The 15,823-nt window shown below is 62.9% G+C and carries 9 protein-coding genes; 3 read left to right on the plus strand and 6 right to left on the minus strand.

The genetic code is table 11. The features are described from left to right. Positions 1 to 4: 4 nt before the first annotated feature. Positions 5 to 1,441, plus strand: a complete 1,437-nt coding sequence (locus tag ACS0VV_RS09090; protein WP_483532392.1) for an alpha-amylase family glycosyl hydrolase — start codon at positions 5 to 7, stop codon at positions 1,439 to 1,441. Here ACS0VV_RS09090 and ACS0VV_RS09095 read toward each other — a convergent pair. The 5 genes from ACS0VV_RS09095 to ACS0VV_RS09115 form a co-directional block, all read right to left on the minus strand. Then, entirely contained in the window at positions 1,435 to 4,698 is a 3,264-nt protein-coding gene (locus ACS0VV_RS09095; RefSeq protein WP_483532393.1) for an efflux RND transporter permease subunit, read from the minus strand. The two genes, ACS0VV_RS09090 and ACS0VV_RS09095, sit on opposite strands and share 7 nt — an antisense overlap. Continuing rightward, a complete protein-coding gene (locus ACS0VV_RS09100; RefSeq protein WP_483532394.1) occupies positions 4,698 to 5,987 on the minus strand; it encodes an efflux RND transporter periplasmic adaptor subunit in 1,290 nt (429 codons plus the stop codon). Before ACS0VV_RS09100 ends, ACS0VV_RS09095 begins: the two co-directional genes overlap by 1 nt. Continuing rightward, complete coding sequence (locus ACS0VV_RS09105) at positions 5,984 to 7,477, minus strand: TolC family protein (RefSeq protein WP_483532395.1); 1,494 nt, start codon at positions 7,475 to 7,477, stop codon at positions 5,984 to 5,986. Before ACS0VV_RS09105 ends, ACS0VV_RS09100 begins: the two co-directional genes overlap by 4 nt. Next, positions 7,474 to 8,070 (minus strand): TetR family transcriptional regulator, encoded by a 597-nt coding sequence (locus tag ACS0VV_RS09110; RefSeq protein ID WP_483532396.1) that lies wholly within the window; start codon positions 8,068 to 8,070, stop codon positions 7,474 to 7,476. The genes ACS0VV_RS09105 and ACS0VV_RS09110 overlap by 4 nt, the downstream gene beginning before the upstream one ends. Positions 8,071 to 8,304: 234 nt before the next feature. Further along, on the minus strand, positions 8,305 to 9,696 hold the full coding sequence (locus ACS0VV_RS09115) for a DcaP family trimeric outer membrane transporter (RefSeq protein ID WP_483532397.1): 1,392 nt from the start codon (positions 9,694 to 9,696) through the stop codon (positions 8,305 to 8,307). 148 nt (positions 9,697 to 9,844) lie between these two features. Here ACS0VV_RS09115 and acs point away from each other — a divergent pair, with 148 nt between their 5' ends. Together acs and ACS0VV_RS09125 are read left to right on the plus strand one after the other, a co-directional pair. Further along, the gene (gene acs, locus ACS0VV_RS09120; protein WP_483532398.1) at positions 9,845 to 11,770 is read left to right on the plus strand and encodes an acetate--CoA ligase; all 1,926 of its coding nucleotides are present in this window, start codon (positions 9,845 to 9,847) and stop codon (positions 11,768 to 11,770) included. Positions 11,771 to 11,774: 4 nt separating this feature from the next. After that, complete coding sequence (locus ACS0VV_RS09125) at positions 11,775 to 12,410, plus strand: response regulator (RefSeq protein ID WP_483532399.1); 636 nt, start codon at positions 11,775 to 11,777, stop codon at positions 12,408 to 12,410. Here ACS0VV_RS09125 and ACS0VV_RS09130 read toward each other — a convergent pair. After that, a complete protein-coding gene (locus tag ACS0VV_RS09130) occupies positions 12,380 to 15,754 on the minus strand; it encodes a hybrid sensor histidine kinase/response regulator (RefSeq protein ID WP_483532400.1) in 3,375 nt (1,124 codons plus the stop codon). The two genes, ACS0VV_RS09125 and ACS0VV_RS09130, sit on opposite strands and share 31 nt — an antisense overlap. Positions 15,755 to 15,823: the final 69 nt, after the last annotated feature.

A 15,823-nucleotide genomic window follows, 5' to 3' on the forward strand; every position in this document is an offset into this window, starting at 1 on the left:
CTTCATGCGTAAACTGCTTGCCACCGCCGCCGCCACTGCGCTCATCGCAGGCGGCGCCTACGCCATGAACAGCGGCCCGGAAGAGCCCGCCAGCGATCCGGCGGTTGCCGAAGCCGCCGCGAATGATCCGTGGACGCCGCGCCCCTTTGTGCAGATCGAAAATCCGGAATGGAGCCGCGATGCGGTCCTCTATCAGATCAACACCCGCCATTTCACCAAGGAAGGCACGTTTGCCGCAGCCGAGGAGCAGCTTCCGCGGCTTGCCGAAATGGGTGTCGATATCCTCTGGCTGATGCCGATCCACCCGATTGGCGAGGAAAACCGCAAGGGCACGCTCGGCAGCCCCTATTCGGTGCAGGATTATTATGCGGTGAACCCCGAATTCGGCACCGAGGAGGATTTCCGCAGCTTCGTCGATGCCGCGCATGAGCAGGGCTTCCACGTGATCCTCGATCTCGTCGCCAATCATACGGCTTGGGACAACGAACTCGCCACCGAACATCCCGACTGGTACGAAAAGACCTGGGACGGCGATTTCCGTCCGACCCCGTGGTGGGACTGGTCGGACATTATAGACCTCGACTGGTCGCAGCCCGGCGTGCGCGAACACGTGGGCGGCGCGATGGAATATTGGGTGCGCGAATTCAGCGTCGACGGTTACCGCGCCGATGTCGCGGGATATGTGCCGGTGGACTTCTGGGAAGTGATGCGCGCGCGGCTCGACGCCATCCGTCCCGTCTTCATGCTCGGCGAAGTGCAGCAGGTGACGCACCACCGCGCCGCTTTCGACGCGACCTATGCGTGGGACTGGCACAACACGTCGAAAAACGTCGCGCAGGGGCGTGGCAATGCCACCAGCTTCTTCGGCTATTATGCGGAGAATGAGAGCCTGTGGCCGCGCGAAGCGATGCGCATGACCTATATCGAAAACCACGACAGCAACGCGTGGGAAGGCACGATTTACGAGAATTACGGTGACGCGCTGGAAGCGATGACTGCGCTCAGCTTCACCGGTGAAGGGCTTGCGCTGATTCACAATGGTCAGGAAGCGTGCAACGCCAAGCGGCTCGAATTTTTCGAGCGTGATCCGATCGACTGGAGCCAAGGCGAAGACTGCGCTTACGGCCAGCTGCTGACCGACCTGATCGCTTTCCGCACCGCCAATCCGGCGCTCGACAATGGCCGTTGGGGCGCGCGCATGGCGCAGGTGGTCAACTCCGCACCGGAACAGCTGTTCGCATGGGTGCGCGAGCAGGAGGGGAACAAGGTCGTCGGCCTGTTCAACTTCTCCGCGCAGCCGGTGGAAGCGACGCTGTCGGACGGGTTGGCAGCGGGCAACTACACCGAATTCCGCACGGGCGAAGCGGTCACACTGGCAGAGGGCGACACCGTCACCCTCCCCGCTTGGGGTTTCCGCCTGCTTTCCAGCGGCGGTCAGTAGGTCAGCGCAAGGTCGGGATAGGGGTCGTCGCGCCCCATCCACCCGGCCACGCGCTTCTTTGCCCGCATATGGATGATTGCGAGGCTGGGGATCACCAGCATCAGCAGCGCCGTGCCGAACAGCACGCCAAAGCCGAGGCTGGCGGACATCGGGATAAGGAACTGCGCCTGGACGCTCGTTTCAAACGTGATCGGCGCGACGCCAAGGAAGGTCGTGACCGCCGTCAGCATGATCGGGCGGAAGCGGGTCTTCGCCGCATCGACCATCGCCTCTTCGGGCGGCATTCCGCGCTCGATATTCTCGTTGAGGAAGTCGATCAGCACCAGCGATCCGTTGATGATAACGCCCGATAGCGCGACGATCCCGAACATCGAGAGAATGCCCAGCGGAATGCCCAGCAACAGGTGCCCGATCAGCGCACCGAGGAGACCGAAGGGGATCGCCGCCATGATGACGAGCGGCTGGGTATAGGATTTGAACGGGATCGCCAGCAGTGCATAGATCACGATCAAGGCGATGCCGAAAGCCGCCCCCAGATCGCCGAAACTCTCCTGCTGTTCCTCCTGCTCTCCGCCAATCGAATAGCGCATACCGGGATAGTCGGCGAGGATCGGCGGTAAGATCGTTTCCTCCAGCACCAAACTCGCTTCTTGGCTGGTGATGACATCGTCATCGACATCGCCGGTGATCGTCACAATGCGCCGCCCTTCCTCGCGGCGGATGACCGATGGCGCTTCGGTAAAGCTCGCATCGGCAATCGCGCCAACCGAGGTAAAGCCACCCGGAACACGCACGCGGAAGCGTTCGATATCGGCGATGGAGTCGCGCTCGCTTTCGGGCAGGCGGATATAGACGCGCACATCCTCCCGCCCGCGCTGCACACGCACCGCCTCGGCCCCGAAGAAGGCTGCGCGCACCTGCGCCGCCACGTCTTGCAACGTCACACCCAGAGTACGCGCTTCGGGCTTTAGTTGTAGCTCGATCTCGCGCATCCCTGCATCCTGATCGCTTTCAACCGCGAACACACCCGAGATCGTCTGCAACTCGCCAATGATGCGTTCGCTCGCTTCTTGTAGGACGGCGTTGTCAGGATGCGAGATATGCACATTCACCGGATCGCCGACATTGAGCAGCGAGGATTCGATGGTCAGCGAACGCGCTTCGGGCACTTCGCCCAGTTCCTCGCGCCATGCCTCTTCCAGTTCGGCCGCGGACAGGTCGCGCTCGGTGGAGGAGACCAGACCGATCTCGACATCGGCCAGTGCCGGACTAAAAGTCGAACGCAACCCGTCCGGCCCGCCCTGCTGCTGTTGCAGCCCGACCGAGGTGAATATGCCTTCGAGGAACGGCGCTTCGGTAGGCTCGCCATCGTAGAAGCGCGCAAGCGCGCGGTCGCCCGCCGCCTCGATCCGTTCGACCACCTCCGCCGTGCGTTGAATGGTGGTGCCCGCAGGCATTTCCAGCCGCGCGGTAACGCGGTCGGCTTCGATGTCGGGGAAGAAAGATGCCTTGATGATCCCTCCCGGGATCATTGCGAAAAAGACGATCAGCAGCGCCACTGCGCCGGACAGGACAAGGAACGGCATTTTCACGCTGAACCGCAGGGCGCGGTCGAGCGGGCCGTTGATAAAGGCTTTCAGCCGCACATCCACCGCATTCTGCACCCGCTCGAAAAATCGCGTGACGGCGTTCTTCGCTTGCGTCCCGGCGGCGGGGAGATCGGACAAGTGGTTCGGCAATACAAGCATCGCCTCGACCAGTGAGAGCGTGAGCACGGCAACCACAACTAGCGGGATATCGGCAAGGATTTTGCCGATCGTGCCGCCCACAGCCCAAAGCGGCGCGAAGGCGGTGATCGTGGTCAGCACCGCGAAAATCACCGGCAAGCGCACACGCTGCGCCCCGGCAATCGCCGCCCCCAACCCGCTTCGTCCGCGTTCGCGCTCGGCATAGACATTCTCGCCCACCACCACCGCGTCGTCCACGACCAGACCCAACGCCAGGATAAAGCCGAACAGCGAGAACATATTGATGCTCGAACCGGCAAGCTGGAGGATGGCAATCGCCCCGATAAAGGTGGCTCCAATCCCCACCGCCGTCCAGAATGCGAGCCGCAGATCAAGAAACAGGGTCAGCGCCGTCAGCACGAGGATCAGGCCGATAATGGCATTGTCGATCAGCAGCGAAAGCCGGTCTTCCAGCAGCAGCGACTGATCGTCCCAGATGGCGTAAGACAAGCCTTCGGGGAGGTCGTGCTCTTCTGCCAGCAGCGTCTTGACTGCATCGGCCACGTCCAGCACCCGCTCGTCACTGGTACGATAAACATCGACAAAAGCCATCGGCGCATCGTTGAAGGTGGTAACAACGTCCGAATCCTCGAACGCATCTTTCACCGTGGCCACATCGCCCAGCCGCAGGATCGCGCCATCACCTGCGCTCAGCAGCACGATATCCTCAAAATCCTGCTGGTTGTAATTCTGCCCTACGGTACGCACGCGCACCTCTTCCTGCGCGGTATCGATCGAACCGGCCGGACTGTCGAGACTGCTCGCGCCGACAATGCGCGCCACATCGGTCAGCGACAGGTTGAGCGCGCGCAGCTGGTCTTGCGGGATATCGGCGATGATCTGGTAATCGCGGATCGCGCTGGTTTCGACATAGCTGACCTCGTCGAGCCCGGCGATGGCATCTTCCAGCGCATAGGCGCTTTCCTTGAGCGAACGCTCGGAAACGTCGCCATACAGCGCGATGCGCATGACGATCTGGCGCGTCGTCAATTCGCGGACATTGGGCTCTTCCGCCTCGGCGGGGAAGGTCTGGATCTGGTCGACTTCGGACTTCACCTCGTCCAGCGCGTCAGACATATCGGTGCCCAGTTGCAGCTCTACATTGACGGTGCCGCGGCCTTCTTGCGCGGTGGAGGTGATTTCCTTTACGCCTTCGATCGCGCTGACCGCCTCTTCAACCCGCTGGACAATCGATTCCTCGATCTCTTCGGGCGTCGCACCCGGATAATCGACGCTTACCGAAATGGTATCGAGGCTGCTCTCGGCGAAGACTTCCTGCGGTATAGAGCTATAAGCAACGATCCCCGCGACCACCATGAAGATCAGTAGAAGGTTCGCCGCTACGCCGTTCTTCGCCATGAAGGCGATAACGCCGCCGCGATCGCGCGCGCGTTCCTCGGCAATATTCCCGAACCGGTCGATCGCGCCGCCTTCTTCAGGCGGATTGGCAGGAGGCGCCGTCTCGCTCATCAGCCGGCATCCCCGCGCAGGCGCACGGCCATGCCATCGGTAGGCGCGTTCAGGCTGCTGGTGATGATCCGGCCACCCTCGGCCAGCGAGGGCGTGCTGATATAGGCGAATTCGTCGTCGCGCTGGATCACCCGCACGGGCAGGATGCGCAGCACGCCGTCGCGCACCACCCACACCTCATTGCCCGGACGCAGCGCCTGTGCCGGTATGGCGGCATAGCTGTCGATCACCGCGCCGTTGATCTGCGCGCGGACAAAGGCACCGAGGAGCAAGGGTGGCGCGGGACTGGCGGAGGCCACCTCGCCCTCTTCAGCCACCAATTGCCCGCCGCCCATCGGATCGGGGACTTGCAGGAAAATCTCGACATTGCGGGTTTCGGGATCGAGGCTGGCATCCGCCCGGTCAATCCGCGCAGGCCAGCGATAGGTCAGCCCGCCATAATTGTAGAATACATCCGCCGGAATGCGCGCGCCGCTGCCGTCCATCAGGCCGGGGATCAGCGCCGCCTCATCGGCTGTCAGCGACAGGCGGACTTCGAACACACGGGTATCGACAATCGTCCCAAGCGCCTGCCCCGGCTGCACCAGCGTGCCGACCGCGATGCTTTCTTCCTGCACCAGTCCACGGAATGGCGCGGCAACACGGGTGCGCGCCAAGGACAATTGCGCGACTGCCAGATTTGCCGAAGCCCGATCCCGCGCGGCGCGGGCGGAGCGCAATTGCGGCTCGCGGCTGGCCAGCACGCTGCTCCCCGCTTGTTGACCGCCTGGGGGTGTATTGCTGCGCGCCAGCCGCTCAGGGGGCAATATCCGAGCGGCGTAATCATTATCGTCGATGCTCGACAATCCCGCCACCGCCGCCTCGCGCTCGGCAAACCGCGCGAGTTCTTCCTGCGCAATCGCAACTTCTTCTTGCGCTTGCAGGACAGCAACGTTCTGCGCAGCAACATCAGCCTCGGCAATGCGCACCTGATTCTGGAAATCGGTGGGTTCGATCCGCAGCACGGTGGCACCAGCGGGCACCACACCGCCTTCGCGGAACTGGGGATGGACATAGGCGAGCCTGCCGCCGACCTGCGCGCCGATCACCACCACGTCGCGTGGCTGGACAGTGCCCGAAGCAATAACGGGGATCGGGCCGGACGCCGCCTCAAACGCCGCCGTCTCCACCAGCGGCACCGCCTCAATGCGCTCCTGCGCCTCGGGCTCGGGCCGTAGCCACACCATCAGCGCACCAATCGCAATGGCGCCGACCAGCAGCAGAAGCGAGTATTTCAGTTGCTTGCTCATGGCATTTCTTCTCCGGCAGGCCCTTCGGTGAGGGGCCGCATTTCGAGCGGGAGGGGTTGGCTGTCAGGTGCCCAATCGCCGCCAAGCGCGCGGTGGACATTGAGGCGCGACAAAGCCGTGGCGCGCGCCGCGCCCGACAGGCTGCTTTCGACCTGATAGACATTGCGCAGCGCGTCGAGATAGGCGGTGTAGCTACCCACGCCCGCCGCAAACCGTCGGCGCTGCAAATCGAGCGAACCCTGCGCCTCTGTGAGCTGCGCGGCGATCAGCAGGTAACGCTGGCGCTGCTCTTCATAATCGGAAAGCGCGGTATCGACTTCGGCAAAGGCGGTGATGACAGATCGGGTATAGGCCGCCGCGTTCTGCGCATAGGCGGCCCGCGCCGCCTCGATATTGGCGGAAATCCGCCCGCCATCGAATATCGGCGCGACCATGCTGAGCGCGAAGGAGGCGGCCCAATTGTCGAAAATGTTGAGCGCACTGCCCACCCCGCCTCCCTGTGAGCCGAGCGAGGCCGCAAGGCTGGGTTGCGGATAGCGCTCCGCCCGCCGCGCACCGATACGCAGCCGCGCCGCCTCCAGACGCGCCCAAGCCGCTGCGACATCGGGGCGCTGGTACAACAGATCCGAGGGTAGGCCTGTCGGCACCGCGTCGAATACCAGCGTAGGGGTCAGCGGTGCGGCAAGGATGCTTTCCACCTCGGGGCGATAGGTGCCAAGCAGAATAGCCAGCCGCCCTTCATGCGCAGACAGCGCGCTTTCCAGCTGCGGCAAGGCCGACTGCGCCGCGCGCAATTCCTGCTCGATCTGGTAGAGCTCGAAACTTTGCGCCAGCCCTCGGGCAAAACGTTCCTGCGTGCGCGCGGCGCGGTCTTGCAGCACATCCAGCGTCGCCACGGTCAGCTCGATCTGCCGCCTTGTATCAACCACGTCGAAGTAGGCGGAGATCGTCTCGGCCGCGACGGCCAGTTGCACCGACCGGAAGTTCTGCTCCACCGCCAGCGCATCGGCGCGGGTTGCGGCGAGATCATTGCGCGCACGGCCAAAAAGATCGAGCTCATAGGCAGCGCCAAGGCCGAAGGAGAAGGTGTCATTCTCGATCCGGTCGGGGCCAGCACCGCCCGCGATTCCGCCAAAAGGGCTTCCGGCAATCGGCGTGCTGCTCGATGTGGTGTCGCGGTTGAAAACGACGGTGGGAAGCAGCGCCGAACGGGCCAGCCGCGCCTGCGCGCTCGCCTGCTCCACCCGCGCCGCCGCTTCGGCAATGTCGAGATTGCTTTCAAGCGCGCGCGCCATCAACGTATCAAGCACCGGGTCCTCAAACGCCGTCCACCAGGCTTCGGGGCGGTATTCACCCGCGTTCTCGACATAAAGGAATTGCTCGGGCAATTCTGCCGCCACCACCGGCACCTCGGGTTCTGGTGCGAGCGAGATGCAGCCGGACAGCGCAGCGAGCGAGGCGGTAGCGGCAAGAATGCGCTTGCGGATCATGATTTCGCCTCCAGCACCGTGCGGGCAATAGCTTCGAGCCGGTCGAGCAACAGCTCTTTCAGCGGCTCGTCGACGTCATCAACCTCCATAACCGCGCAAAGTGACAATCTTGAGCTGCGCAGCGAGATTGCCATTGAGACGAGGTAGAAGAAGGTTGCGACCGCCTGCTGCTCGGTCAAATCGGGGTGAAGCGCGCGGATGTTCCCCGCGTGTGAATGGCTCAGCGGGTGGAAGTCACGCATGAAGAATTCGCGCATGGGGGATGCGGGGTTTTGCTGCTCGCGCGAGACGAAACACGCGGCGGGCGCGGCTTCGTCGCCCAGCATGAAACTGCCAATCGCGCGCAAGACCGTGCAGATCGCGCCGACCGGATCTTCCTGCGGCGCATTGGCCTGCGCTGCCCCTGCCACTTCCCGGAAACGCATCACAATCGCCTCGGCAGCAGCGCGGTATAGCCCGTCCTTGCCGCCGAAATGATAGGTGATGTTGCTCATCGTGGTGTCAGCAGCCGAAGCGATATCGCGCGTGCTGGCCCCGTCAAAGCCATGCTCGCCAAATTGCTGGATCGCCACACTGATGAGTCGTTCGCGCATTTCGCTTGGCTATCGTTCGATCGAACGAATTGCAACCATGGGCGAACGACTGTGGTCGCTCGCGAACCTCTAGCTTGGACTTTCGAGGCGGTCCTTGGTTCCCGCTCTGCGCAGAAAACTTTGTCGCTATTGCACAAATGAAAACGGCGGGGGCGCGGCTGGGTCTTGCAGGTCCCGGTTGCCGTGCCCCCCGCCGTCGGGGAAGGTGCAGTGTTTGCTCAGGGGAGAGCAGCTTCAGAAGCTGAAGCGTGTGGAGACCTGCACCTTTTGGAGATTGCCCGAGCGCCCGTCTTCCAGCGCGCGTTCGGCATACATATATTCCAGCCCGACATCGAAGCGGTTGAACGGTGACCACACGATATTGGCGAGCGCGTTCCAGCTTTCGTCGGTCGTCTGGTTGCCGGTCAACAGCACCGGATTGTCAGCGCGGAAGTAGGATGCTGCGACGGTAGAACGGATTTGCGGCGTCCAGAAATGGCGGAACGCGGCAAAGCCCGAATAGGTGAAAATCGGATCGAGATCCCCGGTCAGATCAAGCGCCGCATCGTTGACGATATTCACGCCGATATAGCGCCCGATGCCGTCACCTGCCGTAGCCATGAAGCGCAAGTCATCGCGTTCGCCGATGTTCAACCGGCCGGCAAGGCTTACACCGTAACCGATCGCCGAATCCGCGCCGGTGCCGAAATCGTCGTCGGCGATGTTCAGACTGCGGAAAATACCTGCTGCCGAGACCGACCCCCAATCGCCACCGAAATTGTAGCGGGCCACCAGATCGGGGATGGTGTCATCGCCCGGCAGTACGCGGCCTCCCGTGCGCGTTGTCACGGTTGTTTCGGGCTGTTCGGCAGCAATCTGGAACCCGCCCGAAGAATAGCGGATCATCGGCTGGCGATCGAACACCGTGCCGGGCGTGGTGCCGATGAAATCCATCGATTCGGGCAGTGCGCCGACATTCTGGAAGGTCGACCAGGTCTGTCCGAACAACCAGTCGCCATAGCTGATATAGGCCTGGCGGATGCGCGGCGTGTAGCTGTTGGAGACCCGCTCGTCGCCACCCGCGGTCACCATGAAATCGACTTCCACCAGCGTGTTGACCGGCGTTCCGGTGCCCACGTCGCTGGCAGTTTGCAAGATCACGCGGGTTTGCCGGGCGGAGAAGTCGGTATCCCAGCCTGACGCCTGCCCGCCGACAGGAATGGTGCCGGGAAGCAGGAAATCGCGGGTAATGTCGCCATCGGCATACTGCCCGCCGCTGGTGCGCATCGTCAGCGCATCGAGCTTAACATAGCCGCCAATGGTGAAGCGGGTATTGCCGATTTCGAACCCGTCCTGTTCCTGCGCTTCGACGACATTGCCGACCTGCGCCGAGAGTTCGGCCTGCTGGTTCCGCATGGCCTGCGCTTCCGCCATCACCATTTCGGCAGTCGCGGCGATTTCAGCCTGCTGCTCTTCATTCATGGCATCTTGCGCATCCAGCCGCCCGAGCAGCTGCGCCATCATGCCTTCCAACCGGTCGAGCCGTTGCTCGACGCTGAGTTCCTGCGCCGCCGCTGCGGTCGGCACCAGCGCGCTCGACGCCAGCAGCCCCAATGCGACCGCGCGCAATGACAGTTTTGCCAACATTTTTCCCTCCCAAGGTGTTTTTTGTGACCTCAGGAATGGCGCGCGCATCGGCCACCGTGCAATTAGCCCATCGTCTTACGACCTTTGTCTTGCTGCCCCCGCTTGATAGGAGGAATACAAAGCGGAAAAAGTTTTGGAGGACCTGAACATGAGCGACCGCGTAGCCCGCCCTTCTGCCCCGCACGAAACGCATTGCACGGCTGAGCAATATGACGCGCTTTACGCGCGCTCGATCTCGGACCCGGATGGTTTCTGGCTCGATCAGGCAAAGCGGCTCGATTGGGAGAGCTTCCCCACCAAAGCGGGCGAGTGGACGTTCGATCCGCCGCAGATCAGCTGGTACGCCGATGGCTCGCTCAACCTCTGTTACAACGCGGTGGACCGCCATCTGGCCGAACGCGGCGATGCGACCGCTTTCATTTTCGAGCCCGACGATCCGGCGAGCCCGTCGCGCAGTCTGACCTATTCCCAGCTACACACCGAAGTGGTGCAGATGGCCAATGCGCTGAAAGCCATGGGCGTCAAAAAGGGCGACCGCGTTACGCTCTATATGCCGATGATCGTCGAAGGCGCGGTGGCCATGCTTGCCTGCGCACGGCTTGGCGCGATCCACTCGGTGGTGTTCGGCGGTTTCTCGCCCGAAGCGCTGGCCGGCCGTATCGAAGCGTGCGAGAGCCGCTTTGTTGTGACAGCCGATGAAGGCCTTCGTGGCACCAAGCGTGTGCCGTTGAAAGCCAATGTCGATGCCGCGCTGGCGGATCATAACGTCAGCGTCGATGGCGTTCTCGTCATCAAGCACACTGGCGGCGATATTGCGATGGTCGAGGGCCGCGACCACTGGTTCGACGACGTAAAGAGCGATGCGAATTGTCCGTGCGAAGTGATGGGCGCGGAAGACCCGCTCTTCATCCTCTACACCTCCGGTTCCACCGGCAAGCCCAAGGGCGTGCTGCACACCACCGGCGGTTACGGCGTGTGGGTGGCGACGACGTTCCACTACACGTTCGATTACCAGCCGGGCGAAGTCTTCTGGTGCAGCGCCGATATCGGCTGGGTGACCGGGCACAGCTATGTCACCTACGGCCCGCTCATCAATGGTGGCACCAGCCTGATTTTCGAAGGCGTGCCCAACTATCCCGATCACGGCCGCTTCTGGGACGTGATCGACAAGCATCAGGTCAACATATTCTACACCGCCCCCACCGCCATCCGTGCGCTGATGCGCGAAGGCGATGACTGGGTGAACAGCCATGATCTCTCTAGCCTGCGGATGCTGGGCACGGTGGGTGAACCAATCAATCCCGAAGCATGGCGCTGGTATCACGAAACCGTCGGCAAGGGCCGGCTGCCGATTGTCGATACTTGGTGGCAGACCGAGACGGGCGGCCAGATGCTGACGACCTTCCCCTATGCGCATGACATGAAGCCGGGCAGCGCAGGCTTGCCATTCTTCGGAGTGCAATTGCTGCTGGTCGATAATGAAGGCAATACGCTTGAGGGTGCGACCGAGGGCAATCTCTGCATCAGCCATAGCTGGCCGGGTCAGGCACGCACCGTCTATGGCGATCACGACCGCTTTAACGAGGCCTATTTCAGCACTTTCAAGGGCCTCTATTTCACTGGTGACGGCTGCAAGCGCGATGAGGACGGATATTACCGCATCACCGGCCGCGTGGATGATGTGATCAACGTCTCCGGCCACCGCATGGGCACCGCCGAAGTCGAGAGCGCGCTGGTGCTGCACGATACCGTCGCAGAGGCCGCAGTGGTCGGCTATCCGCACGACATCAAGGGACAGGGCATTTACTGCTACGTCACGCTGATGGAAGGCGCGGAAGCATCGGACGAACTCTACGCCGAACTGCGCCAGCACGTGCGCAAGGAAATCGGTCCGATTGCCACGCCAGACCATCTGCAATTTACCGATGGCCTGCCCAAAACGCGTTCGGGCAAGATCATGCGCCGGATCCTGCGCAAGATCGCGGAGAATGACTACGGCTCGCTGGGGGATACCTCCACACTGGCCGATCCCTCGCTGGTCGAGCGGTTGATCGACGGACGGCAGAACCGCTGAGCCGATGCCCGCCCGTATCATCATCGCCGACGATCACCCGCTCTTCCGCACTGCACTGGGCCACGCGGTCGCTGCCGCCTGGCCCGATGCGGATACGGTCGAAGCCTCCAGCGCAGCCGCCGCGCGTGCGGCATTAGAGCATCCGGCGGATTGCCTGCTACTCGATCTGCATATGGAGGACTCGCAAGGGCTGAGCGCACTGATGGATTTCCGGCAGGACTTTCCTGCCCTGCCCATCGTGATCGTTTCAGCGAGCGAGGAGCCGCGGGTCTATGCTGCCGCGGCGCAGCTTGGCGCGTCGGCCTTCATCCCCAAATCAGCGAGCTTGCAGGAAATGCGCGAGGCGCTCGTCGCGGTGCGCGACGGTGACCAATGGTTCCCCGATGCCGAGGCGGAGCCAGACGAGGACTTGGCCAAGATCGCCTCGCTCACCCCGGCACAGCGGCGCATCCTCGACAGGATGCGGGAAGGCCTGCTGAACAAGCAAATCGCCTATGAACTCGATATCAGCGAAGCGACGGTGAAAGCCCATATCACCGCGATTTTCCGCAAGCTGGGGGTTATCAGCCGCACGCAGGCGGCAATGCTGTCGGCCAAGCTGGATGTCGATCAGCCTTCGGCCAGTACATCGCCCGACTGATCGCTTTCCTTATCCTCGCCCGAGGCACGCCTCGCAATCAGGCTCGCCAGTAGTGAGCGCAGGCTGGCGGGGGCCGCTGGTTTGAGCAGGCGGTGCGCGCCAATCGACCGCGCGGCCTCCTCGGTTTCGCTGCCTGCTTCGGCTGTGTGCAGGATGACGGGCGGGCGTTCCCCCCAATGCGCGCACAACGCCTCGTACACCGCATCACCGCGCGCACCATCATCGAGCTGATAGTCCATCAACACCAGATCAGGCGCGTCGGGCGTGGCGAGCCGCGCTGACATTTCGTCCGCCGCATCGACAACTTCGAGCTTCCAGCGTTCGAGCAAGGCCCGCGCGCCCTCGCGCGCTGCTGCATCATTGTCCACCACCAGCACCCGCGCCGCGCCCAGTTCGGTACTGCGATGGCCGGTGCGCTTGGAAGTCTGGCCTGTGCTCCATTCCACCGGCTCCAAATGCAGCGAGAAACAGCTGCCCTGTCCCACGACCGAGCGAGTTTCGACATGAACGTCGAGCAGAGCCGTGATCCGCCGGACAATCGCCAGCCCCAGCCCCAACCCTTCGCTGTCGGTCGACTTGCCGCGCTGGAATTCGTCGAAAATGCGCTGCACATCGTCTTCGGCAATTCCGCGTCCGGTGTCGTAGACACCCAGCCTGATGCCGCCTTGATGCCGCCGCACGCCGATCAGCACGCCGCCCTTTTCGGTATAGCGCACGGCATTGCTGACGAGATTGCGCAACACGCTGCCCATCAGCGCGCGGTCGGTCTGGATCACCGCCCGCGTCGGCACATGGCGCAACCGCAGCCCCTTGGCCCGCGCCTGCACTTCGAACTGGCGCACTGTTTCTTCAAGCAGGTCGTTGAGCGCGACCCTCTCCAGCTTGGCTTCTATCCCGCCGCCATCGAGCTTCGAGATATCGAGCAGCGCGCGGATCAGCCGGTCCGCCGAGCTGATCGAGCCATCCAGATCGCGCACCAGCTTGCGCGCCGGATGTGAAGCCTCGAATTCCTCGTCCAATGCCGAGGCGAACAGCCGCGCGGCATTGAGCGGCTGGATAAGATCGTGACTGGCCGCCGCGAGGAAGCGCGTCTTCGAACGCGTCGCACGTTCAAGCGCCGCATTGGCCTCGCTCAATTGCTTGGTGCGTTCGGCGACCTTCTCTTCCAGCGCCTGTTCGGCGCGGCGATCTGCGGTGATATCGAGATAGGAGGTCACATATCCGCCACCGGGTGCAGGATTGCCGATGATCCGCATGATCGTGCCATCGGGCTGCTCGCGCTCCATCCGGTGCTGCGTGCCCGCGCGCATATGTTCCAGCCGCCGTTCGACCTGCCGCTCCACTTCTTTGCGCGGTACATCGCTGCGCATCAGGTTCCAGCGGATGAGTTGCGCTATCGGTGTGCCTACCGTCACCAGCGCGTCGGGCAGGCCGAACATGGCGGTGTAGCGGCTGTTCCACGCGACGAGGTTCATATCGGCATCGACCACCGCCACGCCCTGGTCGATATTCTCGATGGCAAGCTGCAACAGATCGGCGCTGAAGGCGAGGCGCTTGCTCGTTTCATCGAACATCGCGACCACATCGGCGAGCGGCACCGGTTCGCCGCCCGACCATGATCCGACGAGCAGCCGCGAAGAGGACGAACCGACGACGCCCGCAATCGTGCGCTCGGCCATCGCCATGACCGCCTCATCCGCCTGATCGCCGTCGCGGTAATTGCCCGGCAGCGCGGCGAGCGCGGCGTTGGCGCGATCCTTGCCCACCACTTGCGCCAACAGCAGGCGAATATCCGCAATGCGCTTGCGCGTGGTGTAAGCCATAACCTCGCCTGACGACGCGCGGCCAACGAAAGCAGCAGCCTGTGCTGCATCGAGCAAGGAAGGGACGAACAGGCCCGATGCCAGCCAGTAAATCAACACATTTGCGCCAAGGCTGAGGATTACGCCGGACACCAGCGTGTCTTCGTGCATCTGCATCGGCGGCGATGCGCCGGTGGCAGCGGGGATGGCGAGCAACACCAGCCACAGGCCGAACCCGGTGGCGAGCCCGCTTAGCATTCCGATACGGTTCCCATGACGTGTGAGCACGCCGAGCACCAGACCCGGCGCAAATTGCGCGGCCGCCGCGAACGCAAGGATGCCCAGCCCTGCAAGGCTCTCGCTCGCACCAAACTGGCGGTAGACCAGATAGGACAGCGTGAGTAACGCGCCGATAACAATGCGGCGCACCAGTAGCAAACGGCTGGCGAGCCGCGTCCGGTCGCCCTGCCCGCTCAGGGCCCGTCGGAAAATGACCGGAGCGAGCAGATCGTTGGTAATCATCGTCGAAAGCGCAACGCTGGCAACCATGATCATGCCGGTCGAAGCGGAGAGTCCGCCAATAAACATCACCAGCGCCAGCGCATCATTCCCCATCGCCAGCGGCAGCGCCATCACGATGGAATCGCGCGGCGTTTCCTCTGGCAGCACCGCCAGTCCAGCCAGCACAATCGGCACGATCACTAGCGACGTGAGCACCAGATAGGCAGGGAATATCCATTGTTTCGACGCGTCCGTCCGGTCATCGGGCGCTTCGACAAAGGTCATGTGGAACTGGCGCGGCAGGCACAGCGCAGCACAGGCGGCGAGCAGTGTCAGCACCAGAAAGCGCAGGTCGAGCTGGCTTTCGTTGAAGACGCTCGCAACCGGCGGTGCTTCGATGTCGGCGAGCGTCACCATGGCCGCCACCGCCAGCGCGATAAGTGCAAACAGCTTCACCACCGCCTCAATAGCGATGGTCAGCACCAGACCCGAATTGTCACCCGCCTGGTCCGCCCGGCGCGATCCGAACAGGATCGCGAACAATGCCATCGCCATCGCCACCACCAGCACGATTTCTTCCATCGCCAGGCTCTGCGGCAGCGATGCGTCAAGCGCGACGAGCGACGCGCCCACCGATTGCAATTGCAACGCCATGTAAGGCAGCGAACCCACACTGGCGATGATCGTGACTAGCGCCGCAATGGCAGCGCTCTTGCCGTAGCGGGCGGAGAGAAAGTCGGCGATCGAAGTCGAATGCTGCGCCTTCGCCTGCACCAGAATGCGGCCCATCAGCCCGTAGCCTAGCGTGAACAGCAGGATCGGCCCGAGGTAGATCGGCAGATATTGCATGCCGGAAGTGGCCGCAGTTCCAACCCCGCCAAAAAATGTCCAGCTGGTGCAATACACCGCCAGCGATAGCCCGTAGATCCAGCTGCGGCGGCGCGGCGAGAATTGTTCCCCGTCGCGGTCTGCCCGCGCGGCGATCCAGAACAGCGCGCCAAGATAGATCGCGCTGGCGATAATGGCGATTGCAAAAAGCATACGCCGGACCTCTCCCCTTGTGCGGGAAAGCTAGCGCAAAGATCGGGTGCTGGCAAAAAAGAAAGGGCG

The organism is Aurantiacibacter sp. KMU-128 (assembly GCF_056933515.1).